The organism is [Clostridium] clostridioforme AGR2157 (assembly GCF_000424325.1).
GTDB classification, from domain to species: Bacteria; Bacillota; Clostridia; order Lachnospirales; family Lachnospiraceae; genus Enterocloster; species Enterocloster clostridioformis_A.
Map to the genome: position 1 here is coordinate 1 of NZ_AUJR01000003.1, position 23,698 is coordinate 23,698.

General features: G+C 50.6%; 21 protein-coding genes. 14 read left to right on the forward strand and 7 right to left on the reverse strand.

What is annotated here, in order from left to right:
* Positions 1-195: hypothetical protein (locus G614_RS0100005; protein ID WP_027640270.1), on the reverse strand; the 195-nt coding region annotated here is incomplete at its 3' end.
* 505 nt (positions 196-700) lie between these two features.
* On the opposite strand from G614_RS0100005, the gene G614_RS0100010 reads away from it, so the two are divergent.
* From G614_RS0100010 to G614_RS0100055, 9 genes are all read left to right on the forward strand, one after another.
* Positions 701-1,195, forward strand: coding sequence for a deoxycytidylate deaminase (locus G614_RS0100010; RefSeq protein WP_027640271.1), 495 nt, complete (start codon positions 701-703; stop codon positions 1,193-1,195).
* Between the two features lie 4 nt (positions 1,196-1,199).
* Positions 1,200-3,038: a B12-binding domain-containing radical SAM protein gene (locus G614_RS0100015; RefSeq protein WP_027640272.1), complete on the forward strand. Its 1,839-nt coding sequence runs from the start codon at positions 1,200-1,202 to the stop codon at positions 3,036-3,038.
* A 56-nt stretch (positions 3,039-3,094) separates the two neighbouring features.
* Complete coding sequence (nth, locus tag G614_RS0100020) at positions 3,095-3,898, forward strand: endonuclease III (protein ID WP_027640273.1); 804 nt, start codon at positions 3,095-3,097, stop codon at positions 3,896-3,898.
* A gap of 268 nt (positions 3,899-4,166) precedes the next feature.
* Positions 4,167-4,904, forward strand: coding sequence for a PolC-type DNA polymerase III (locus G614_RS0100025; RefSeq protein ID WP_027640274.1), 738 nt, complete (start codon positions 4,167-4,169; stop codon positions 4,902-4,904).
* Positions 4,905-5,087: 183 nt separating this feature from the next.
* On the forward strand, positions 5,088-6,671 hold the full coding sequence (locus G614_RS0100035; RefSeq protein WP_027640275.1) for a VanW family protein: 1,584 nt from the start codon (positions 5,088-5,090) through the stop codon (positions 6,669-6,671).
* Positions 6,671-7,264: a hypothetical protein gene (locus G614_RS0100040; RefSeq protein WP_027640276.1), complete on the forward strand. Its 594-nt coding sequence runs from the start codon at positions 6,671-6,673 to the stop codon at positions 7,262-7,264. The genes G614_RS0100035 and G614_RS0100040 overlap by 1 nt, the downstream gene beginning before the upstream one ends.
* Positions 7,265-7,328: 64 nt before the next feature.
* Entirely contained in the window at positions 7,329-7,811 is a 483-nt protein-coding gene (locus tag G614_RS0100045) for an Lrp/AsnC family transcriptional regulator (protein WP_002566685.1), read from the forward strand.
* Complete coding sequence (locus G614_RS0100050; protein ID WP_027640277.1) at positions 7,808-8,983, forward strand: aminotransferase class I/II-fold pyridoxal phosphate-dependent enzyme; 1,176 nt, start codon at positions 7,808-7,810, stop codon at positions 8,981-8,983. The genes G614_RS0100045 and G614_RS0100050 overlap by 4 nt, the downstream gene beginning before the upstream one ends.
* 16 nt (positions 8,984-8,999) lie before the next feature.
* Entirely contained in the window at positions 9,000-9,506 is a 507-nt protein-coding gene (locus G614_RS0100055; RefSeq protein WP_027640278.1) for a tRNA (cytidine(34)-2'-O)-methyltransferase, read from the forward strand.
* Between the two features lie 18 nt (positions 9,507-9,524).
* Here G614_RS0100055 and G614_RS32295 read toward each other — a convergent pair whose 3' ends face one another.
* Positions 9,525-9,773, reverse strand: a complete 249-nt coding sequence (locus tag G614_RS32295; protein ID WP_242827957.1) for a hypothetical protein — start codon at positions 9,771-9,773, stop codon at positions 9,525-9,527.
* A gap of 96 nt (positions 9,774-9,869) precedes the next feature.
* On the opposite strand from G614_RS32295, the gene G614_RS32300 reads away from it, so the two are divergent.
* The 3 genes from G614_RS32300 to G614_RS0100075 all read left to right on the forward strand — a co-directional run bounded on the left by G614_RS32300 (position 9,870) and on the right by G614_RS0100075 (position 13,282).
* A complete protein-coding gene (locus G614_RS32300) occupies positions 9,870-10,067 on the forward strand; it encodes a hypothetical protein (RefSeq protein ID WP_242827958.1) in 198 nt (65 codons plus the stop codon).
* A 164-nt stretch (positions 10,068-10,231) separates the two neighbouring features.
* Entirely contained in the window at positions 10,232-11,395 is a 1,164-nt protein-coding gene (locus tag G614_RS0100070) for a spore coat protein CotS (RefSeq protein ID WP_027640280.1), read from the forward strand.
* 150 nt (positions 11,396-11,545) lie between these two features.
* A complete protein-coding gene (locus tag G614_RS0100075) occupies positions 11,546-13,282 on the forward strand; it encodes a phospho-sugar mutase (protein WP_027640281.1) in 1,737 nt (578 codons plus the stop codon).
* 123 nt (positions 13,283-13,405) lie between these two features.
* Here the strand turns inward: G614_RS0100075 and G614_RS0100080 are convergent, their stop codons facing one another.
* The 5 genes from G614_RS0100080 to G614_RS0100100 all read right to left on the reverse strand — a co-directional run bounded on the left by G614_RS0100080 (position 13,406) and on the right by G614_RS0100100 (position 19,644).
* A complete protein-coding gene (locus G614_RS0100080; RefSeq protein ID WP_027640282.1) occupies positions 13,406-14,551 on the reverse strand; it encodes a putative ABC transporter permease in 1,146 nt (381 codons plus the stop codon).
* Between the two features lie 98 nt (positions 14,552-14,649).
* Complete coding sequence (locus tag G614_RS0100085) at positions 14,650-15,492, reverse strand: tyrosine-type recombinase/integrase (RefSeq protein WP_027640283.1); 843 nt, start codon at positions 15,490-15,492, stop codon at positions 14,650-14,652.
* 21 nt (positions 15,493-15,513) lie between these two features.
* Positions 15,514-16,383, reverse strand: coding sequence for a tyrosine-type recombinase/integrase (locus G614_RS0100090; protein ID WP_027640284.1), 870 nt, complete (start codon positions 16,381-16,383; stop codon positions 15,514-15,516).
* Between the two features lie 254 nt (positions 16,384-16,637).
* A complete protein-coding gene (locus G614_RS0100095; RefSeq protein WP_027640285.1) occupies positions 16,638-17,606 on the reverse strand; it encodes a hypothetical protein in 969 nt (322 codons plus the stop codon).
* 136 nt (positions 17,607-17,742) lie between these two features.
* Entirely contained in the window at positions 17,743-19,644 is a 1,902-nt protein-coding gene (locus G614_RS0100100) for a hypothetical protein (protein WP_027640286.1), read from the reverse strand.
* Between the two features lie 599 nt (positions 19,645-20,243).
* On the opposite strand from G614_RS0100100, the gene G614_RS0100110 reads away from it, so the two are divergent.
* Complete coding sequence (locus G614_RS0100110; RefSeq protein ID WP_027640287.1) at positions 20,244-21,287, forward strand: rod shape-determining protein; 1,044 nt, start codon at positions 20,244-20,246, stop codon at positions 21,285-21,287.
* Positions 21,288-21,371: 84 nt separating this feature from the next.
* Positions 21,372-23,684 (forward strand): AAA family ATPase, encoded by a 2,313-nt coding sequence (locus G614_RS0100115; RefSeq protein WP_027640288.1) that lies wholly within the window; start codon positions 21,372-21,374, stop codon positions 23,682-23,684.
* Positions 23,685-23,698: the final 14 nt, after the last annotated feature.

The window sequence follows — 23,698 nt, forward strand, 5'->3', positions numbered from 1 at the left end:
GTCTTCTTCCAGCCTTCGCATCTCCAGATGGACATGCTCTGTAGGTGCCACGCAGGCAATCCGGCCCTTTATACCAGCATAGGGAAGCAAATCCTCCCCGAAAAACTGTGCCGCTGTCTTCATTACCTTGTCCTCCAGCTGGCTGAACCCGCTGGCCCCTGCTGATTCCTGTTCACGCAGGTATTCTTTTCCCATACAGCCTCCTGTTCCGGCAAGCCATATAAGAACCTATCCCCATTATAGCGTTTTCCGATAAACCAGACAATAGCTCTTTTGCCTTTTGGTAAATTAATGGTGTGATAAAAATTGGAAATAATAGCCCGATACATATGGGGCAGAATGTTGAGATGAATCTTTCGATTCAGATAATTTCAGATATCGTAAAAGATATAGGATAATGAGCGATAGTTACTTATATTCCACTATCGTCTGGTTGTTATAATATAGCATTTATCCCGGAAAAAGACAAGGTCCAAAATAACGGCCATTCCCAAGGCACGCCCAAGATTTATTCAACTTTATTGATTAAATAAGCCCGGAATGTTATAATCCATTCACAGACAGAGGAAAATATCAGCAACAATCACGCAGCAGTTCCTGAATGTCCAAACAGGAGCCGTATACATCGGATACAGCGGGGGCCGGCTGCGTATGTGCAGAGACAGCCAGGGGCTGCGAAAAGGATAAAGGAGGAAAAAAGATGACCGGAAAACGTGCGGATTATATAACGTGGGACGAATATTTTATGGGGGTGGCGTTGTTGGCGGGAAGACGTTCCAAGGACCCCAGCACACAGGTGGGCGCCTGTATCGTCAGCCAGGACAATAAGATTCTGTCCATGGGATATAATGGTTTCCCCAAAGGGTGTTCTGACGACGAATTCCCCTGGGGCAAGGAAAATGAGAAGGAAGACCCCTACAATTCCAAATATTTCTACTCCACACACAGCGAGTTAAATGCTATCCTTAATTACAGAGGGGGAAGTTTGGAGGGAAGCAAGCTCTACGTGACCCTGTTTCCCTGTAATGAGTGCGCCAAGGCCATAATACAGGCAGGAATCAAGACCATTGTATACAGAGAAGACAAATATGCGGACACGCCGGCGGTGAAGGCGTCCAAGCGTATGCTGAATGCAGCGGGAGTGCGCTATTACCAGTACCAGTCCACAGGCCATAAAATCGAGCTAGAGGTATAGTCTCATGAAGATACTGCTGACGGCTGTCAACGCGAAATATATACATTCCAATCTGGGAATTTACAGCCTGAAGGCCTACGCGGACCAGGTATTGGGGCTGGGTGAAGCGGGCGGCAGGAATGCCCGGGAGGAAAACAGGGAAACCGGGACATGCCGGGAGGACCTTGCAGAGCCGTGTATTGAGCTGGCCGAGTATACCATCAACCACCAGCTGGACCTGATTCTCCAGGATATATTCAGAAGAGAACCGGATGTGATTGCCTTTTCCTGTTATATCTGGAATATAGAATATATCAGATACCTAATCGCGGATTTAGGGAAAATACTGCCGGATGTTCCCATATGGCTGGGAGGACCGGAAGTGTCCTTTGATGCGGCTAACGTACTTCGGGAGCTGCCGGAGGTAACAGGTATCATAAAGGGGGAGGGAGAGGAAACCTTTGCACGGCTGGCCGGATATTATGTGGATAAGTGGTGCGAAAAAGGAACGGACAGTGGAAAAAGCCTGCCGGACATACAATCCGGTCTGGAAGATATACCCGGGCTTGCTTTTCGCCTTCCCGATGGTACATTGGCAGATACCGGTGTCCGCCAGGTCATGGATATGAGCCGGATACCATTTCCATATAAGCATATGGACATAAAGGATTTGGAGCACCGCATCATTTATTACGAGAGCAGCCGGGGCTGCCCCTTCTCGTGCAGCTACTGCCTGTCCTCCATTGATAAGAGCGTACGGTTCAGAAGCCTGGAACTGGTCCTTGATGAGCTGGCTTATTTCCTGGCAGCCAGAGTGCCGCAGGTAAAGTTTGTGGACAGGACCTTTAACTGCAATAAAAAACATGCCATGGCTATATGGCAGTTTATTCAAAGTCAGGATAACGGAGTCACCAATTTTCACTTTGAGATAGCCGCAGACTTGCTGGACCAGGAGCAGATGGAGCTTTTGAGCCTGATGCGTCCCGGACTGGTACAACTGGAGATTGGCGTCCAGTCCACTAATCCGGACACGCTTAAGGCCATACGCCGCAAGACAGATATAGACGAGATACGCCGTATTACCGGCACAATCAATAAAGGGCATAACGTTCACCAGCATCTGGACCTGATCGCAGGCCTGCCCAATGAGAATCTGGAATGTTTCCGCCGTTCATTCAACCAGGTGTATTCCATGGAGCCGGAGCAGCTCCAGCTGGGCTTCCTGAAAGTGCTTAAGGGTTCTTATATGGAAGAAATGGCGCCGTCCTATGGTCTGTGTTATTCTTCCAGGCCGCCCTATGAGGTCCTGTCCACCCGGTGGCTTTCCTACAGAGACATCCTGGAACTAAAGGGTGTGGAAGATATGGTGGAGGTGTATTATAACAGCAGGCAGTTTGTCCATACCCTGGCCGAGCTTGCGGGAGAATACGGTTCGCCTTATGAAATGTTTCTGGATATGGCTGCATATTACCGGGAAAACCATCTCTCCGGCATCAGCCACAGCCGGATAGCCAGATATGAGATACTGTACAGCATCATAGCCAGACATGGGGCTGCGGGGATGGATGCTTCTGTCATGGAAAGGTTCAGGGACCTTCTCATGTATGATTTATATCTCAGGGAAAATGTAAAAAGCCGTCCCTCCTTTGCCCGCGACCAAAGCCCCTATAAACAGGCTGTCCGGCAGTTTTTTCAAAGGGAGGAGGAATGCCCCCTGTACCTTGCGAATTATGAAGGGTATGATTCCAGGCAGATGAGTAAGATGGCCCACATTGAGGCCATGGGAGACGGAACCCTGGTGCTGTTTGATTACAGGCACAGGGACCCGCTGACGTATAATGCAAGGGCATTCAGAATCAGGTGATGGACCTTGCAATGTTGTAAATGCAACGAAAATGTTGCCATGAAAGGATTGGATATATGTTACAGAAGACCATTTTAAATCAACCTGAGACTGGCAGAAAATCTGACAGAGAGATAAAATCTGACAGAGGGATAAAATCTAACAGAGGGACAAAAGCTGACAGGGGGACAACAGCTGGCGGCGGCACAAAAACTCAGAGAAAGCCGAAAGCCGTCAGGGAGACAAAAGAAGAACTCACCGCCCGTATTGACCGTATCCTGACTGCATTGGACAGGGAATACGGTACGCAGTACCGCTGTTATCTGAATTACGAGACTCCCTGGCAGCTGCTGATTGCGGTCATCATGAGCGCCCAGTGCACGGATGCCAGGGTGAATATTGTGACAGCTGATTTGTTTCGGAAGTACGATTCACTGGAAAAGTTTGCCATGGCGGATTTAAAGGAATTGGAGCAGGATATCCATTCCATTGGGTTTTATCACATGAAAGCTAAGAATATCATTGCCTGCTGCCGGGACCTGGTGGAACGGTTCGGGGGAGAGGTGCCAAGAACCATAGAGGAGCTGACCTCCCTTGCCGGCGTGGGACGTAAGACAGCCAATGTCATACGTGGAAACATATACAATGAGCCCAGTATCGTGGTGGATACCCATGTAAAGCGTATTTCCAGGAAGCTGGGCCTTACAAAAGAGGAGGAGCCGGAGAAGATAGAGTATGATCTGATGAAGGTGCTGTCAAAGGACCACTGGATTCTGTGGAACATACATATCATTACCCTGGGGCGTACCATTTGCATTGCGAGGCGCCCTAAATGCTGTGAATGCTTTCTGCGGGAGGAATGTCCGGGCAGAGAGGAGTAAGATTTTTTGAATCCTTTCTCTTTGCCAGGCGGTTCTTTCCTCCGCCAGACGGTCTTTCCAACCGCCGCCCAGTCTTGCCCACTGCCCGCCTTACCTCCGGCTCTGGAACTCAGAGGGGGAGAACCCTTAGCTGATTTCTTTATATTCTATTATTTCCAGTTCCATTTCCTCCATAAGTGTAGTAGAATGGGTCATAAATATGAGAATTGTTTTAAAATACGGCTTCATGTGGTTTGCGGTGTTTATTTATTATTGGAAAGAGGAAGATATGACGAATTCATACATAGCCCTGGACCTGGAGACTACGGGATTGGAGGCCAGGCTGGAAAAGATTACGGAGATTGCTGCCTTGAGGGTGGTGGACGGCCGGGTGGAGGAGAGGTTTGTCACTCTGGTGAATCCTATGCGGCAGCTGGGAGAGCGGATTAGGGCGCTTACGGGGATTACGGATGATATGGTGAAGGATGCCCCTGTGATTGAGGATATTATTGGGGATGTGGTCCGGTTCTGCGGAAATCTGCCTTTGCTGGGGCATAATATATTGTTCGATTACGCTTTCCTGAAACGGGCGGCAGTGAACAGCGGGCTGGATTTTGAACGGGAGGGGATTGATACTCTTGGCATCTGCCGGCTGTTCATGCCTGCGGATGTGAAACGGAATCTGACCTGCGCCTGCTCTTTTTATGAGGTTACTCAGTCCACGGCCCACCGGGCACAGGCGGATGCGGAGGCGGCCCATGGGCTGTATCAGGTGATGATGGCCCGCCATGGGAAGGAGCATCCGGAGGCTTTTGCGGCGAAACCCTTGATTTATAAGGCAAAAAGAGAACAGCCTGCCACAAAAAGGCAAAAAGAATACTTGCACGATTTGTTAAAATGTCATAGAATAGACGTAGCTGTGCAGATAGATGCCATGAGCCGCAGTGAGGTGTCGCGGATGATTGACAATATTATCTCCCAGTACGGACGGATGACCAGCAGAATATCCGGGGAACAGAAAGACTAAAGAAGAGATTCTGAGGCATATTATTAAAAGAGGTGAATGTTCAATGCTTAATATGAGAGATCCAAAGACCAAGAAGATCATTTCCACCATCATTGTTGTTGTATTAGTGTTGGCTATGATTGTTCCTATGGCCTTAAGCGCACTTATGTATTAATTGCATTACAGTTTGGAAGAGGAGAATTTATGAGGAATCGTATAGGAAATGCCGGACTGACAGCGGCCATCAGTATGGCGCTGCTTGCGGCATTTCCAGTGATTGCCTGGGCGGCGCCTGTGCTGCCGGCCGGGATAACCGCAGGCAGCCAGAGCCTGGCCGGAATGACGGCTGAGGAGGCGAAGGCAGCGGTCCAGAAATATGTGGACGGCCTGGCGGCCCAGTCAGTGACCCTTAGCGTGGATGGACAGGACGTGGCCACCACGGCGGGGGAGCTGGGCTTTCACTGGATTAACACAGACGCAATTGATGAGGCGGCCGGCCAGTATGCCGGCGGCAGCCTGATTAAACAGTACATGATTGAAAAAGATCTGGCGGCAGCGCCTGTGGATGTTGAACTGGAGACAGAAGTGGATTCCGCGAAGGTGAAGGCCTTTGTGGATACACAGTGCCAGGGAATCACGGCGGAGCCCCAGAATGCATCTATAACCAGAGAAAATGGACAGTTTGTCATTACGGACTCTGTGCCCGGACGCGTGGTTGACGTGGCGGGAACGGAGGCAGCCCTTAACGAGGCACTGGAAGCCGGACTGGACCAGCCCATAGAGGTAACGGCCCAGGTAACAGAAGAACAGCCGGCCATTACCAGTGAAGCCCTGGCCACCATACAGGATGTGCTGGGCACATATACAACTGATTTCAGCAGCAGCGGCGCAGCCCGCTCCACCAACCTGGCAGTAGGCGCGGCTAAGATTAACGGCCATGTGCTCATGCCGGGGGATGTCCTGTCAGGCTATGAATGCCTGCAGCCTTTTACCACAGCCAACGGGTATAAGACAGCGGCGGCTTATGAGAATGGCCAGGTTGTGGACAGCATCGGCGGAGGCGTGTGCCAGCTGGCTACCACTCTGTATAACGCTTCCCTGGAGGCGGAGGTGGAGATTGTCCAGAGACAGAACCACTCCATGATTGTCACCTATGTGAAACCATCCAGGGACGCGGCCATTGCAGGCACTTATAAGGATATTAAGATAAAGAACAATTACAGTACCCCTATTTATGTGGAAGGGTATACCTCCGGCAGGAAGCTTACTTTTACCATATACGGCAAGGAGACCAGACCGGCTAACCGCAAGGTGGAATACGTGTCTGAGACCCTGGGAAGCACCAGTCCGGGCGAGCCCCAGCTCATTGTAGACAACACCCTGGCTCCGGGAGCAAGGGTCAAGGTGCAGTCCTCCCATACAGGACTCAAATCCAGATTATGGAAGGTAGTGACGGTGGACGGTGTGGAGCAGGAGAGAACCCTGCTTAACAAGGACACCTACAATGCATCCAAGGCCATTTACCGGGTAGGACCTGATCTGCCGGTGGCATTGCCGGTGGTGCCGGATGTGACGGCGCCTGTGGATACAGCTCCGGCAGAGACAGCGCCGGTAACCGGCGTGGAGGGAGGCCCGGGCGTGACGCAGCCGGCTCCTGAGCCGTCTCCGGCTCCAGAGGCGAATCCGGCTCCGGCAGCAAACCCGGCTCCGGCAGCGAATCCGGCACCCGCAGCAAACCCGGCTCCGGCCGGGGGAGGTCCCACGGTCACCCCGGCGGAGGGACCATAATGCGGACGGCCGGACAGGGACCAGGCGGATTTGAGAAGCGCGACGGCTTCATGAGGCCGGGTCAGGATTTGGTGATGGCAGGTTATGCCGGATTTGCGGGGACTGTAAAGATAGGAGCTGAAAAGCGGGATGTCCTTAAGGAGCGCTTTTCACCTATGTTCTTAAGGTGTCTGGATGAAACGGAGCCATATTCCGTGAAACAATGGATAAAACGTGAACAGAAGGAGGAGCCCTGCTCCTTCACTGCTTACGAGTATGCAGGAGAGGGCGGCGCTTTAGCTGCCCTTTGGAATTTAACAGGTATATTTAACGCGGGAATTGATGTGGACCTCAGGTGTATGCCCATGCGGCAGGTAACGGTAGAGGTGTGCGAGTTATTTGAACTGAATCCCTACCGGCTGTACAGCGGAAACTGCGCCATCCTGGCGTCAGACAGGGGCGGGCAGCTGGTGAGGAGGCTCAGGGCAGAGGGAATTCCCGCGGGCGTCATCGGAAGTGTGGCGGAGGGAAATGCCAGACAGATACGCCATGGACAGGAGGGCGCGGGATTTTTGGAGCGGCCCCAGCCCGACGAACTGACAAAGATGATATGAGACAGTTAATAAGCTATGTAAACTAAAAGCTATGTAAACATGGAAGGATGGAGGATGATATATTATGAGAGAAAAGATACTTGCAGTCATTGAGAAAAACAGCAGAATCGACCTTAAGGACCTGGCCGTACTGCTGGGAGAGAGCGAAATAGCGGTGGCCAACGAGATAGCGGAGATGGAGAAGGAACACATCATCTGCGGATACCACACACTGATTAACTGGGATAATACCAGCGAGGAAAAGGTAGTGGCTTTAATCGAGGTAAAGGTGACTCCTCAGAGGGGCATGGGCTTTGACAAGATAGCGGAGCGTATTTACCAGTACAGCGAGGTTGAGGCCGTGTATCTCATGAGCGGCGCCTATGACTTTACCGTATTCATCGAAGGCAGGACCATGCGCCAAATTGCCCAGTTCGTATCGGACAAGCTGGGTCCGATGGAATCCGTACTAAGCACTGCAACCCATTTCGTATTGAAAAAATACAAAGACCACGGCACCATTATCAGTGAGCAGGTGCAGGATGAAAGGATGCTGATTACTCCATGAGAAACCCATTATCAGATAAAATCGTAAAGATACCGCCGTCAGGTATCCGTAAATTCTTTGATATTGTAAGCGAGATGAAGGACGCCATCTCCCTGGGCGTGGGCGAGCCTGACTTTGAGACGCCCTGGCACATCCGCGAGGAGGGTATCTATTCCCTGGAAAAGGGGCGTACCTTCTACACCTCCAATGCCGGCTTAAAGCCGCTTAAAGTGGAGATATGCGAATATTTAAAGCGCAGATGCGGCGTTACATATGACCCGGACCAGGAGATACTGGTAACGGTAGGCGGAAGCGAGGCCATCGACATTGCACTGAGGGCCATGTTAAACGAGGGGGATGAGGTACTGATTCCCCAGCCCAGTTATGTATCCTATATGCCCTGCGTTACACTGGCAGACGGTGTGCCCGTCACCATTGAGCTGGAGGAAAAGGACCAGTTCAAGCTGACCCCGCAAAAGCTTCTGGAGAAGATTACTGACAGGACCAAGATTCTCGTCCTTCCCTTCCCCAATAACCCTACGGGCGCCATTATGGAAAAAGAAGAACTGGAAGAAGTTGCAAAAATCGTCCTGGAAAAGGACCTGTTTGTGATTTCCGATGAGATTTATTCCGAACTGACATACAACGGAAAGCGCCATGTGACCATTGCCTCCTTCCCCGGCATGAAGGAGAGGACCGTGCTTATCAACGGCTTCTCCAAGGCATATGCCATGACGGGCTGGCGTCTGGGCTATGCCGCGGCTCCCCATATCATTCTGGAGCAGATGATAAAGATCCATCAGTACGCTATCATGTGCGCCCCTACCACCAGCCAGTACGCGGCTGTCTCAGCCATGAAGAACGGGGATCCGGATGTTTCCATGATGCGGGAATCCTACAATCAGCGCAGGCGTTTCCTTCTCCACGCCTATGAGGAGATGGGCCTTACCTGCTTTGAGCCAATGGGCGCGTTTTACACTTTCCCCAACATCAGCCGTTTTGGGATGACATCAGAGGAATTTGCCACCCGGTTCCTGGAAGAGGAAAAGGTAGCTGTGGTGCCGGGCACTGCATTTGGTGACTGCGGAGAGGGATTCGTAAGGGTTTCCTACGCCTACTCCCTGGATAACCTGAAGGAGGCCCTGGGGCGCATGGCAAGGTTCGTAAAAAGACTGGACGGCAGGCAAAAGTAGAAAGAGGCAGCATACCATGATGAATATTGTACTGTTAGAACCGGAAATGCCATCCAACACAGGTAATATCGGCCGTACCTGCGTTGCCACCCAGACCAGGCTCCATCTCATTGAGCCCCTGGGGTTTAAGCTCAATGAGAAGGCCTTAAAGAGGGCAGGGCTGGACTATTGGGAAAAACTGGACGTGACTGTGTACAGCGATTATGAAGACTTCCTGGAGCGCAATCCCCAGGCTCCGGGCAACATGTATTTTGCCACCACCAAAGCCCATAAAGTGTATTCCGACGTGTCCTACGGACCGGACTGTTATCTCATGTTCGGCAGGGAAAGCGCCGGCATCCCGGAGGAGATTCTGGTGGACAATGAGGACCATTGCATCCGGATTCCCATGTGGGGCGACATCCGTTCCCTGAACCTGTCCAATTCCGCGGCGATAGTGCTGTACGAGGCGTTGCGGCAGAATGGGTTTGAGAAACTGGAGCTCAACGGCCAGCTCCACCACCTCCACTGGAAGGATGAATAGACAGGTAAAACGGGAAGCCTATTGTCCGGCCTCAGACCTTCTCTCCGCCAAATCACTGGAAATCCGGGGATATATCTTGTCGATATTGGTAAACATGATGATTATCAGCCCCACCGCAAACAGGCCCGCCGTATGGGGGATTCCCCCGATTCCCAGCAGTACCAGGCCCGCAGCAGCGGTGCCCAGGGCGGCTGGTGTAAGGGCCATAATTGCTACCCCGGCCATTTCCAGCACGTAGCCCAGGACCAGGCTTTTCCATTTTCCCATTATCTTTGTAATTGGGGGATAGAGAAGGTTGCCAATCATTTTGGGAAGGATAAAACATAAGGTAAGAGTTCCCGCTCCTTTGTAAAGAAGAAGGTAATGAGCAGCAGAACTACTGCAATGGCTCCAAAGGCAATGGCCATCCCATTCCAGCCAAATCGATCCACCAGGTTCATGGTGTTGTTTTCCGCTGCTGCCCAGGGAAGCAGGCACATTGAACAGAAGGATCAGCCCCAGGCCCATGTACGGCGGACCAGAGAACCCACGGGCGGGCTTTTCCCCAGTGATGGCACCTGAATGGAGTAAATGGTTTGTACATTATATACAAAGTGGGAAATGGGGCCGGTCCGACATTTCTCCTGTCATAAACAACCAAATCTTTACATACCCTAGAAGTAGCTGAAACGGCAGCTTCCCGTTTCGACTAAATGTGATGGGATAAGAGTGTGGAGGGGTTGTGGATGAACGAGAAGTACGTGGAAGCCTTAGAACAGTATGACATGGAAGTAAGAGCCGTGAGAAAGGGCCGCGGTTCCTGGATTTGCGAGACAGACCAGGGCTGCAGGCTTTTAAAGGAATACCGTGGGACAGCCAGGCGTCTGGAGTTTGAGGACGAGGTCCTGGGACGGCTGGATACCAGGGGAAGCCTGAGGGCTGACCGGTACCTGAGGAACAGGGAAGGCGGCCTGATGACCGTGACCGGGGACGGCACCAGATACATATTAAAGGACTGGTTTTTGGACCGGGAATGCAATATAAAAGACGGATATGAAATACGCCAGGCCCTGTCCAGGCTGGCCATGCTGCACAGCCAGCTGCGAAAGATTGAGTTTAAGGAAGAGTGGAACATGGGCTCCATCCTCTCAGGGCCTCTGGAGGAAGAGCTGGAGCGCCACAACCGGGAAATGCAGCGGGCCCGCAATTATATAAGGTCCAAACGCAAAAAATCGGAGTTTGAGCTGTGCGTTATCGGCAGCTATCAGATGTTTTACGACCAGGCCCTGGAAGCAGTACAGGGTATACGGGAGCTATGGCCCGGGGCCGGTGAACTCCCGGCAGAGGGCGGCGGACAGTACGGAAGCGGACAGTACGGAAGCAGACAGTACGAAAGCGGACAGTACGGTACCGGAAAATGCCTGAAGCTGGGGCCATACCAGGATGACCAGGATGCCCTGGAAGCAGCGGAGGTCCAGCCCCCCGGCCAAAAGGACAGGAAGCCCCTGTACCTGTGCCATGGGGATCTGGACCAGCACCATGTGCTAATGGGAGGCAGTTACACGGCCATCATCGAGTACAACCGGATGCATCTTGGGATACAGATATCGGACCTGTACCGTTTCATGCGCAAGGTCATGGAAAAGCACGGGTGGAACCTGGACCTGGGACTGTCCATGCTGGATTCCTATGAGCGGGTGCTGCCCATGGAGCCTAAGGAGAGGGGATGTCTGTACTACCTGTTTCTTTATCCTGAAAAATACTGGAAACAGCTGAACTTTTACTACAATGCCAACAAGGCCTGGATACCGGCCCGTAATACCGACAAGCTGCGGGGCCTGGAGGAACAGCAGCAGGCCAGGAACAGCTTCCTGAAACGCCTGAAGGCGGACTGCAAAGGCTGTGTCTGACGAAAAATAATAGTGGGTTGTACTTCCTTTTTCTGGTTTGATATAGTATAATCTTAATCAGAATACGCTGCGGACCGGCCTTTCCGGCTGCACTGCTGCGGGAATGCCGGCAGGTCATTATGGAATATCACATTCAGGAGGGAGTATAAAATGAAAGATTACATGAAGATATACCAGGAATGGTTATCAAACCCCTATTTTGATGAGGACACAAAAGCAGAGCTTCGCGCCATTGAAGGCGACGAGAATGAAATTAAAGAGCGTTTTTATATGGACCTGGAGTTCGGAACAGCAGGACTGCGCGGTGTTATTGGCGCCGGCATTAACCGGATGAATATTTATGTGGTGAGACGCGCCACCCAGGGCCTTGCCAACTACATCATCAGGCAGGGCGGAGCAGATAAGGGCGTGGCGATTGCATACGACTCCCGCCATATGTCTCCGGAATTTGCCATGGAGGCAGCCATGACTCTGGCAGCCAACGGAATCAAGGCATACAAGTTCGAGTCCCTGCGCCCCACCCCTGAGCTGTCCTTTGCGGTGCGGGAACTGGGATGCATTGCCGGCATCAATATCACGGCCAGCCATAATCCGCCTGAATACAACGGATACAAGGTATACTGGGAGGACGGCGCCCAGTTCACGCCGCCTCATGACAAGGGCGTGACAGAGGAAGTACTGGCCATAGAGGACCTGTCCACGGTAAAGACCACGGACGAGGCTTCTGCCGCGGCAGCAGGCAAGTACGAGGTTATCGGCAGGGAAATCGACGACAAGTACATTGCCCAGGTCAAGGCCCAGGTTGTGAACCAGAAGGCCATTGATGAGATGCAGGACCAGATCAGCATCGTGTACACCCCGCTTCACGGCACCGGCAATATTCCGGCCAGAAGAGTGATGAAGGAACTGGGATTCACCCATGTATATGTAGTGCCTGAGCAGGAACTGCCGGACGGCGGCTTCCCTACGGTAAGCTATCCAAACCCGGAGGCTGCGGAAGCATTTGCCCTGGGTCTTAAGCTGGCCAGGGAGAAGGATGCGGACCTGGTTCTGGCTACGGATCCGGACGCAGACCGCCTGGGCGTATATGTGAAGGATGCCGGGTCAGGAGAGTACATCCCTTTAACAGGCAACATGTCCGGCTCCCTTCTGTGCGAGTACGTGCTGAGCCAGAAAAAGGCAGCAGGCAAGATTCCGGAGGACGGGCAGGTCATCAAGTCCATTGTTTCCACCAACCTGATTGACGCGGTTGCAAAGGAATACGGCTGTGAACTGATTGAAGTGCTGACCGGTTTCAAGTGGATAGGGCAGCAGATATTAAAGAATGAAAAGACAGGACGCGGCACTTACCTTTTTGGCATGGAGGAGAGCTACGGATGCCTGATTGGCACCTATGCCCGTGACAAGGACGCCATTTCCGCTACCGCGGCCCTTTGCGAGGCAGCTGCTTACTATAAGCAGAAGGGCATGACCCTGTGGGATGCCATGGTTGCCATGTATGAGAAGTACGGCTATTACAAGGATGCTGTTAAGTCTATCGGCTTATCCGGCATTGAGGGCCTGGCTAAGATTCAGTCCATCATGGAGACGCTGAGGAACAATACGCCAAAAGAGGTGGGCGGCTACAAAGTAGTGTCTGCCAGGGATTACAAGCTGGACACCATAAAGGATATGGCTGGCGGGGAATTAAAGCCAACAGGCCTTCCTTCCTCCAACGTGCTGTACTATGATTTAAACGACGGAGCCTGGATTTGCGTGAGACCGTCCGGAACAGAGCCTAAGATTAAGTTCTACTATGGCATCAAGGGCAGTTCCATGGAGGATGCCGACGCCAAATCTGAGGCGCTGGGCGCGGCTGTGATGGCTATGGTGGATAAGATGATGTAAGGCGTCATTGGAATCACAGATGCAGCAGTTTGTATGAAATAATAAATACCCTGACAGCAGGACAAAGAAAAAGCAGATGTGCCAGGCTATCAGGGTATTTTTTGTGTTAAAGAAAACAGGACGCTATTTTGTATCATGTTCATCCAAATTCTTCCTGTCCGCAATTTCGCGCAGTTCCTTCAGCGCTTCAGCGAACCGGGAAGAGGAGGCAGTGGGATTGCCCTTTAGTATGCCTCTGCGGTAAAAGTCCATATGGGTTGACAGCATATGGCGTTTTTTGGTAATGGATACAAGGCGCTGTGACAGTGAGGCCAGTTTGTCCTTTCGCTCCTGGACAGCACTTTTGTTAAGCTCATCATGCTGTATTGTCTGCCGGGAGCCTTCCGCGCGCTGGGCCAGCGTACCGGACACCCTGGCAGCCGCGTCCTCCGTAAGCTCTGACAGCCGTTCCGCTGTCCGGGCCACCTTTTCGGCTGTATTTTCCACCAGCCCGCCCATCTTTTCAGCGGTACCTTCCACGAATCCGCTCATTTTCTCCATGGTGTTCTCCACCAGTTCATTCAGGCGTTCGGCCGTGTCATCCTTCAATGCAGCCGCATGGATGGCAGCCCCTGACTTCATTCGGCTGAGCTTGGCAGCAGCTTCCTCTCTGGCCTCGGCAACGCGCTCGCTGGTCTCCGCCTTTAACAGGGCCATCTGTACTTGTATATCGTCCAGCTCTGCACGCATGTCTGTCATGGCATCCAGCACCTTGGCCAAATCCAGGGCGGTTTTTACGGACTCGGCCGTATCCGCTGCAAACAGCAGGGATGTTATCAGCACAAAGACAATGTTGACCATTACAGGCAGGCCCAGGACATAGTGTTCGATGGGGCGGTGCACCACCTCTGTAAGAAAAATGGTCAGAAAACCCCAGGCAATGGAGGAGCTGAGGCAGATATATCCTTTCACGTTAAATCTCTGGTTGCTGTAATCCCAGTATTTCATCTTAAACAGCTTCTCCATGCCCCAACCGGTGACGTATTCCAGAATGGTGGCGGCGATGACGCCTGCCAGGTACACCAGGAACAGGTTATCCTTCACAGGAAGGGATACCCACAACATCATCACGGCGCCTGTTCCATATAGGGGAAGCAGGGGAAGGCGCAGGAAACCGCGGTTCACAAAGCGGCCTGTTTTCGCGGAAACATAGGTGGATTCGAAAATCCACCCAAAAAAGCAGTATATAAAAAAGAACATAAGCCATTGATACCAGGTATATTCGTACATATAAACCATCCTTTACGAGTTTATTCTATGATACTGTTTTTTTGGGAAAAATGCAATCTACAAAACCGGATATACCTTGTGAATAACGCCATAAAATATTACCAGGTAACTATTTTGTCAATCAGCTCCCGCTGTTCCTGCGTTGATTTTGTAAGGTAGATGCGGGTTGTTTCAATGCTTTCATGGCCCATTAAATCGGCAAGCAGGGAGATATCATTAAACTTTTCAAGAAAGTTTTTAGCAAACCTGTGGCGGAAGGAGTGAGGGTATACTGTTTCAGGCGGAATGTGACAGCGTATGGCCAGTGTCTTGAGCTGGCTGCTGATTCCGCGGGCAGTAATTTGGTTTCCCCTGCGGTTGACAAACAAAAAACCGGAAACCTGGCCTTTTGCGGACAGCCATTCCAGGGCTTCCTGACACAAGGCATCAGGAAAATGGAGCCGGCGGACTTTACCGCCCTTTGTGTAGAGGTCAATATAGCCGAGATGCAGGTGTTCCACTTTAATCTGAATCAGTTCACTGACCCTGGCTCCGGTACAAGCCAGGAACCGTACAACAAAATACCACAGCAGATTCCCGCTGTCCCTAAGTCTTTTCTTAAATGTTTCATAGTCTTCCTGGGAAATGATATTGTCCAGAAAGGCTGCCTGCTGGGTACGGATAACAGTCAGCCGGAAGTGAATCATTTGGCCGTAAAGCTCTTCAAGGAAGTCCAGATAACGGTTGATTCCGTATATCCTGTTATTCACTGTGGCTGCTTTGTAGTGCTTAATAAGATAGTCCTTAAAGCAGAGCAGATGATTGACCGCCAGGTCATCATACAGGGAATGATAAAGTCTGCAGGCAGCCAGGCAGCTGCGAATCGTATTAGGAGAGGCCTGGACTTTTTTCAGGTAGGCATGAAAGGCCGGTTCATTTATTTCTTGCATATTTGTATTCATGCTGAGCACACCTTTCATTACTTACCAGTCTACAATCTGATTTACAATAAGTGACTGTTCCGTACTGCTCCGCCTCAGATAGATGCGGGTGGTCTCTATACTGGTATGCCCCAGGAGATTGGACAGGAAAGCAATATCTCCGCCGTTTTCGATGAAATTTTTTGCGAAACGATGCCGGAAGGAGTGGGGATATACTACATTTGGGTCAAGGTGGTAGCGGAATGCAAATGTTTTTAACTGGGAGCGGATGCCAGAGACAGAAATGCCTCGTTTGAGGTGACTCAGAAACAGAGGTCCGTTTTTTCTGGCTTCAGATTCCAGCCACTGGACTGTATCCTCCTGCAGAGCGGTGGGGATATAGACGCGTCTCATTTTATTTCCCTTTGAATAGATGTCTTTATAACCGTTTATGACATCCTGTATTTGAAAAGATACCAATTCACTGACGCGGACCCCGGTAGCAGTGATGAACCGTATGATAAAATAGAAGGTATATTGTTCATCCTCGCGGAGCCGGCGCTTCAGGTATTCATAGTCGGCCTGGCTTATGATGAAGTCCGTATATTTTTTCTGCTGAAGCCGGAGGGCGCGTATCCTGTAATCACTGATGCCCTGGAATTTTAAGAAACAATTCAGAGCGCGGATGCGCATGTTGACTGTCTGGGGCTGATAATGGTCTAAGAGGTATACTTTGTATAGGCTGACATTGTTGGAATTAAGCTGTTCAAAGTATGTAAAGAAATGCCTTACGCTATAGATGTAGGCAGTGATTGTATTAGGGGACATGTTATGCTGGATTAGATATTTGTGAAAAGCATTGAGATAATGAGGGGTATTTTCATCCAGAGGTTCAGCATGTTCCAAGAAATTCGGGGACTCCATGGGTTCCATTATAATTTTGCTCCTTTCATTTTTTAACAAATATATTAGCTCAGGATTCCTCAAAAATAAATATACAGTTTCATTTATTTGTCTATTGATGAACAGATTTCTGTAAATTATTCATAAAAATTGGGCGCTAAACACAAAAGTATAGACAAATAGAAGGAAGATGTCTAACTCCCGGATAAAATGATAAGCGGCAGAGGAGGGTCAAAATAATACCCCGATTGCCGCTTATCAGTGCCTCAGTAGAAAAAGCAGAATTATTCTTCAGTATGAGAAGCTGTGTCCACTCCTGGTCCGGGATTTTCACCGCCTATGACAGCAGAGGCGGGCTGGCCATCCCATACGCCGCTGGCATCCACGTAATAGCCGTCCGGAGTGGTGGTATCCGCCAGCATGACAGCCGCCATGTTAAAATAGTACCACTTTCCATCCGTGTCCTGAATCCATTGATTGGCTGCATAATATCCGTTTTTTCTCACATATTTCCAGCTTGCGCCGTCCTGGAGCCAGCCAGGTTTGTAACCGGTTTTCTCACCCTTTGCGTTTACATAATATCCGTCGGGAGTAATGGTGTCGGCCAGCATGATTCCCTGTTCATTCATGTAGTATTGTTTGTCATCCAGTTTGAGCCATGTGTTTGAGACATAGGTATTATCTGATTTCCGGTAGCGCCATAAACCATTTTCCTCCTCCCAACCGGCTGTGGTGGTGCCGTCGTAGGCACCGGCGTCAGAACCATCCACATTGATTAGATATTTCCGGACTTCGGCCGGCAGGTCCCTGGAATTAATATTCTGCGGCAGGCTGACTACGTCAATGTAACGTTCCTTGGTGGGAAGTATTTTATTATTTGTAATGAGCGTGATGCGGAGTGTGGGCTGGCTGCCTTCGGGAAGGATGCCCCAGTTTTCAGGAATACCCCAGACACCGTCTATATTAACTAACTGGGGGACCTCGCCCCATGGACGCGGAACTGTATAGTCAAAGGTGTAAGGGTAATCATAGCCCCTGTTTAAGATGACATCGCTTTCGCTTATAGTATTTCCGCCTACTAAAATGGCAAAATAATGCCCGTCGCCGCAGTCCACGGGTCTCCATTCAAAAAGATAAGCCCCGCAGTTCTCCATAGTGGTGGTGGATGTTTCTGCCTGGTCCGCAAAGGCAGCAGTGGAAGAGGAGAGGCCTAACATCAGGGCCATTCCCAATATTGCAATTTTTTTGAACAAAATAGAATCCTCCTGTTGTCATTATGAATTAGATAATAAAAGAAAGCGTTATGACAATAATCAATATCAGTCATAACGCTTCCCCCTTATATTGCTAAGTTATATAACCTGCAGTATCCATTTACAGCAGTTTTGATTAATCCTCTACATAGATAGCGGCAATCTTACCGCCGCTGGTCAGTGCATAGTAGTAATCGCTGCCATCTTTATGTCTGCCCTTGCTGTCAAGTACCTTACCGGATGTATTTACCAGGAAGTAGTCTTTGGTATCTAACTCAGATGCCTTAAAGTTACCGTTGTCATCCTTCTTGCCAAAGATATAAACCTCTCTCAGGCCGTCCAGACCCTTGTTGATGTTTGCTGCCTTCAGAATAGAGTCAGCCTTGCCTTTATATTCGGTTGAGTTGAGATCGTCAATCGTTAAGATGTCGACACCTGCATCCTTGGCCACTGTCAGTAATGCATCAACATCATCCAGCATCTTATAAACTTCGGTTGTATTGCTGTCTTTGGTAGTAGCCACCTCAAGCTCGTCGTTGATGATTCCGTTTGTCTTCTTGACTAACTGTCTCTGGACAACAGAGTACTTGTCATCGGTATCAGCCTTCAGCAGCTTGCCGGACTGATAGAATTTATTATCCTTCTCGCCTGTTAAGCCGGCACCCTTCTTGCCGCCGGATTTCTCGAAGTAGAAGTTGAAGTTTTCTCCATCAATCTCAACCGTGCTCTTATTGGTCCTCATGGCACCGTCATCGCCATTACCGAAGTAGTAGCAGTAATATCCGGCAGCTTCATAGAGAGGAGCATTATCATCAAAGTCATCCTCAGAATCAAATCTGTAGGGATCATCGTCGTCAGCCCATACAGTCAGACTCTGGGCATCCTTATCTTCGTAGATGAACTTCAAGCCGTCAAGCATACGGCCGTCATTGCGGAACGCATACTTTTTACCCTTGATGGTCTTGAACTCACCGGCGTACAGATTGCCGCTGCCATCTGCATAGTACCAGAAGTCTTCATCATCATTGTATTTTTCATCGTTCAGATATTCGGCAGGAACTACCTTGAACCAACCCTTGCTTACGCGGGCGCCGTCGTCAACGCTATTGAAGTATTTCCATGCCTCACTGTACTTGGCATTAAAGGCCTTGCCGGTTACAATGTCATTAGCGCTGGCTGTTCCTGCATTAATCTTTCCAGATTTTACAGCATCAGAATAGGAAGCAAGGCTCTTGCCTTCCAGATCTCCCTCGTCCAGAGACCACTCAGCTACCATAGCGCCGTACTCGTCAAAGGCATATTTCTTGCCGTTGATAGTCTTGTCTTTGGTGCGGTCTCCGTCCTCAGCATAAATCTTCTTTCCATTGGACTTGAAGTAGAACCAACGGGTCTGGTCCTCATCATCGTTAAACACAGGAGCAGTATACTTATATTCTTCGTTGGTGGCTTCATCATAGGTAACATCAAGCTGTAACCAGCCAACGGTCATTGCGCCGTCATCTTCGCCGCCGAAATAGTAGGTACCTTCTTTAAAGGCGTCGCCGTCCGTATTGTCAACACGCTCAGCGCTGTTTTCATCTACCCAGCCAAACAGCATCCTGCCTTCATCGTCAAAGGCATACTTCTTGCCGTTTACTGTCTTCAAGGAAACCTTGTCATTATCGCCCTGGGTCAATGCCTTGCCGTTGGCCTGGAAATAGTACCAGTAATGATCCGGCTCGTCGTCCTGCCCTGCATCCTCGTTGTCAATAGCTACCCACTGGTTAGCTGCCATAACACCGTTGATGTCTACATAATAATAGTTGTCGCCGTCCTCAATCAGCTGATCGATAGCCATTTCTCCATTGCCGTCTAACCAATACCAGTTGTTACCGGATTTCTTCCACTGATCGGTTGCTCTCTCGCCATCTCTGTTGTAATATACCCAAGTACCGTCTTCCTCAGCCCATCCTGTAGCTGCGAAAGAAGTCATGGATGCACCAATAGCGAGCAGTGCTGCTGTTGATAATACAGCAACTAACTTTGTCTGCTTTCTCATAATTAATGCACTCTCCTTTTTCTTTTTGAAATACTTTTTGAAATTCCTTTTTTGCATTACGAGTTGATTATACTTCGGATAAGGAAAAGTATAGACGGTCTTTGGCCATGGACATATATGGCAAAAAAGAACCGGCATCCGCAAATACGGCGCCGGTTCTTTTTCTGCTTTTTTTCGCATAGCTCATTGCCTGCGTGGGAATGGTAGGTATATAAAAAAGAAAATGTTATAGGGGGGCCGGACGGATTGCTCCGTCCGGTATGAGTATGAAAAAGCTTTGTGATTTCAAGTTACCACTTGAAACAAAGGCCTCGTCCACCTCTCGGTGAACTTGTTATTATAATAAGCAATAATTGTGACGAAAATATGTCCTTGGCATGAAAAAAACATAAAGAAAATAAAAAAGAAAAAAACCCTTTGAAAACTTTACAATATTGTATATAATAGAAGCAATGCATAGAAGTAATGCAATGCAACCATTTATATTTTAAGCAATTGATGCGGTCTGTCCCGGCGTTTGGTCCCCATAGGGGGACAGGCATGGAAGCCACCAGCGTGTGCGTCCGATCCGGCTCAGTCAGCGAGGAGGAACTATCTATATGTTTTCGATGATGTCCAATGATATTGGAATTGACTTAGGAACTGCCAGCATCCTTGTATATATCAAGGGAAAAGGCGTTGTGTTAAAAGAACCGTCCGTTGTGGCCATTGACCGCGATACCAACAAAATCATGGCCATCGGTGAGGAAGCCCGTCTTATGATTGGACGTACCCCGGGCAATATTGTTGCTGTCCGTCCTCTGCGTCAGGGCGTTATTTCAGATTATACCATAACAGAGAAGATGCTCAAATATTTCATCAGCAAGGCAGTGGGCAAGAAGACGCTGCGCAAGCCCAGAATCAGCGTATGTATCCCCAGCGGTGCCACAGAGGTTGAGAAAAAGGCAGTGGAGGACGCCACCTACCAGGCAGGAGCCAGGGAAGTGGCCATTATCGAGGAGCCGGTTGCGGCAGCCATCGGCGCCGGCATTGATATCGGCAAGGCCTGCGGCAATATGATTGTGGATATCGGAGGCGGTACAGCTGACATTGCGGTCATTTCCCTGGGAGGTCCTGTTGTAAGCACATCCATCAAGATTGCTGGTGATGACTTTGACGAGGCCCTGGTGCGCTATATGAGGAAGAAGCACAACCTTCTGATTGGCGAGCGCACGGCCGAGGAAATAAAGATTAACATCGGAGCGGCATACCGCAGGCCGGAAGTCCTGACCATGGAAGTCAGAGGACGTAACCTGGTAACCGGTCTTCCAAAGACCATCGTGGTTACCTCAGACGAGACACTGGAGGCACTCAGAGAGCCGGCTCTTCAGATTGTGGATGCCGTGCACAATGTACTGGAGCGCACCCCGCCGGAACTGGCGGCCGATATTTTTGACAGAGGCATTGTGATGACAGGAGGCGGTTCCCTGCTCAGCGGCCTGGATGCCCTGATTGAGGAAAAGACGGGCATCACGACTATGATTGCAGAGGACCCGCTGACCGCAGTGGCCATTGGTACCGGCAAGTTTATTGAGTTTGCCCACGGCATGAGCATGGCCATGGAGGCATCCATGGGAGTAGGCGGAGGAAAAGAAGATTACTAAAAATCAGAACCCGGTACAGCGTGATGGACTGGAGCACTCCGGACATGCCCTGGCACCGGGTTCTTTTAAACTTTTGATGAAACGATGGCGACAATAACAGGATTTATAGAGCGGATTAAGTTCCGCAACGAAGAAAACGGCTACACAGTAATGAGCGTCACGGATCAGAGCGACGGGGAAGAAGTCATCATGGTAGGCAATCTGGCCTACGCGGCAGAGGGCGATATGATAGAAGCCAGCGGCCATATGATCCAGCACCCGGTGTACGGGGAGCAGCTTCAGATAAAAAGCTATGAGATGAAAACACCCCAGGATGAACTGTCCATGGAACGCTATCTTGGTTCCGGTGCCATCAAAGGCATCGGGGCCGCTTTGGCTACCCGAATCGTGCGTCATTTCAAGGCAGACACCTTCCGGGTCATGGAGGAGGAGCCGGAGCGCCTGTCCGAAGTAAAGGGTGTCAGCGAGAAGATGGCCATGGCCATAGCTGAGCAGGTGGAGGACAAGAAGGATATGCGCCAGGCCATGATGTTCCTCCAGAATTACGGCATTACCATAAATCTGGCGGCCAAGATATATCAGGAGTACGGTCCCGCTCTGTACGGGATTATCCGGGAGAATCCCTACCGCCTGGCAGATGATATTCCGGGAGTGGGCTTTAAGATGGCTGACGAGATAGCGGAGCGGGTGGGAATCTTCACGGATTCCGATTACCGCATCAAGGCAGGTATTCTGTACACCCTTCTCCAGGCCACTGCCAACGGCCACACCTATCTTCCCCAGGCAGAACTGTTTGCCCAGGCATCAGAGCTTTTAAAGGCAGAGCCGTCCGCTATGGAAAAGCATCTGATGGATATGCAGATAGACCGCAAGGTGGTGGTAAAACCATCTGCCCAGGGAGCACTGGTCTACTCCTCCCACTACTATTATCTGGAGCTCAATGCAGCCCGTATGCTGCATGACCTTAACATCAGGGGGGATATTCCCCAGGCCGAAATCAAGGCCAATCTCCTTAAAATACAGCAGCAGGAGTCCATCCACCTGGATGAACTGCAGGAAAAGGCGGTATACGAAGCCGTGAACAGCGGCCTGCTGGTCATCACCGGAGGTCCCGGTACCGGCAAGACAACTACCATCAATACAATCATCCGGTATTTTGAGATGGAGGGAATGGAAATCCTTCTGGCAGCGCCCACGGGCCGGGCAGCCAAGCGGATGACGGAGGCCACAGGATATGAGGCCAGGACCATCCACCGTATGCTGGAACTGGTCCCGGTGGGAATGCCCGGCAATGACGCCCCTGTGATTCCCGGCGCTCCAAGGTCAGGCAGGGGAGCTCAGAGCATGGGGATGCATTTTGACAGAAATGAGGAGAATCCTCTGGATGCCGATGTCATCATCATAGATGAAATGTCCATGGTGGACATCAGCCTCATGCATTCCCTGCTGCGGGCAGTGAACGTGGGCACCCGGCTCATTCTGGTGGGGGATGTGGACCAGCTCCCCAGCGTGGGTCCGGGAAATGTACTGCGGGATATTATAGAATCCGGCAGCTTCAATGTGGTTAAGCTGACCCACATCTTCCGTCAGGCCGCCCAGAGCGACATTGTAGTCAACGCCCACAAAATCAATGCCGGAGAGCCTGTTGACCTGGCAAAACGCAGCCAGGACTTCCTCTTTATCCGAAGGGACAATCCGGATGCGGTCATAAGCGCGGCCATCACCCTGATTCAGAAGAAGCTGCCTGACTATGTACACGCCAATGCCTTTGACATCCAGGTCATGACGCCCATGCGAAAAGGCGCCCTGGGCGTGGAGCGCCTGAACCAGATTATGCAGAATTACCTGAATCCGCCGGACAAGTCTAAGAAGGAAAAAGAGTCGGGCGGGACCATTTACCGGGTAGGCGACAAGGTCATGCAGATAAAGAACAACTACCAGATGGAATGGGAGGTACGCAACAAGTACGGCATATCCGTGGACAAGGGAGCCGGAATCTTTAACGGCGACGTTGGAATCATCCGGGAAATCAATGATTTTGCGGAGCTGCTCACCGTTGAATTCGATGAAGGCAAGATGATAGAGTACAGCTTCAAGCAGCTGGAGGAACTGGAATTGGCCTATGCCATTACCATCCACAAGTCCCAGGGAAGCGAATACCCGGCAGTCATCATCCCCATGTACAACGGTCCCCGCATGCTTATGACCCGCAATCTCATATACACGGCCGTGACCCGTGCCCGCGCATGCGTGTGCCTGGTGGGACAGCCGGACGCATTTTACACCATGGCGTCAAACTGCGTGGAACAGAAGCGGTATTCCGGGCTTAAAAGCAGGATCGGGGAGATATATGCGCAGTCGGATTCTATTGGACGAGAATCAGGAGGGGCATTGTGAATTGGAAAGAATTC

Bases quoted from the DNA above. Each gene is read 5' to 3' on its own strand.
- G614_RS0100110 (WP_027640287.1), top strand. From the start codon at position 20,244: ATGTTTTCGATGATGTCCAATGATATTGGAATTGACTTAGGAACTGCC.
- G614_RS0100015 (WP_027640272.1), top strand. From the start codon at position 1,200: ATGAAGATACTGCTGACGGCTGTCAACGCGAAATATATACATTCCAAT.
- G614_RS32300 (WP_242827958.1), top strand. From the start codon at position 9,870: ATGAGCAGCAGAACTACTGCAATGGCTCCAAAGGCAATGGCCATCCCA.
- G614_RS0100035 (WP_027640275.1), top strand. From the start codon at position 5,088: ATGAGGAATCGTATAGGAAATGCCGGACTGACAGCGGCCATCAGTATG.
- G614_RS0100085 (WP_027640283.1), bottom strand. From the start codon at position 15,492: ATGAATACAAATATGCAAGAAATAAATGAACCGGCCTTTCATGCCTAC.
- G614_RS0100040 (WP_027640276.1), top strand. From the start codon at position 6,671: ATGCGGACGGCCGGACAGGGACCAGGCGGATTTGAGAAGCGCGACGGC.
- G614_RS0100050 (WP_027640277.1), top strand. From the start codon at position 7,808: ATGAGAAACCCATTATCAGATAAAATCGTAAAGATACCGCCGTCAGGT.
- G614_RS0100070 (WP_027640280.1), top strand. From the start codon at position 10,232: ATGAACGAGAAGTACGTGGAAGCCTTAGAACAGTATGACATGGAAGTA.
- G614_RS0100090 (WP_027640284.1), bottom strand. From the start codon at position 16,383: ATGGAACCCATGGAGTCCCCGAATTTCTTGGAACATGCTGAACCTCTG.
- G614_RS0100025 (WP_027640274.1), top strand. From the start codon at position 4,167: ATGACGAATTCATACATAGCCCTGGACCTGGAGACTACGGGATTGGAG.
- nth (WP_027640273.1), top strand. From the start codon at position 3,095: ATGTTACAGAAGACCATTTTAAATCAACCTGAGACTGGCAGAAAATCT.
- G614_RS0100115 (WP_027640288.1), top strand. From the start codon at position 21,372: ATGGCGACAATAACAGGATTTATAGAGCGGATTAAGTTCCGCAACGAA.
- G614_RS0100075 (WP_027640281.1), top strand. From the start codon at position 11,546: ATGAAAGATTACATGAAGATATACCAGGAATGGTTATCAAACCCCTAT.
- G614_RS0100045 (WP_002566685.1), top strand. From the start codon at position 7,329: ATGAGAGAAAAGATACTTGCAGTCATTGAGAAAAACAGCAGAATCGAC.
- G614_RS0100080 (WP_027640282.1), bottom strand. From the start codon at position 14,551: ATGTACGAATATACCTGGTATCAATGGCTTATGTTCTTTTTTATATAC.
- G614_RS0100055 (WP_027640278.1), top strand. From the start codon at position 9,000: ATGATGAATATTGTACTGTTAGAACCGGAAATGCCATCCAACACAGGT.
- G614_RS0100100 (WP_027640286.1), bottom strand. From the start codon at position 19,644: ATGAGAAAGCAGACAAAGTTAGTTGCTGTATTATCAACAGCAGCACTG.
- G614_RS32295 (WP_242827957.1), bottom strand. From the start codon at position 9,773: ATGGGAAAATGGAAAAGCCTGGTCCTGGGCTACGTGCTGGAAATGGCC.
- G614_RS0100010 (WP_027640271.1), top strand. From the start codon at position 701: ATGACCGGAAAACGTGCGGATTATATAACGTGGGACGAATATTTTATG.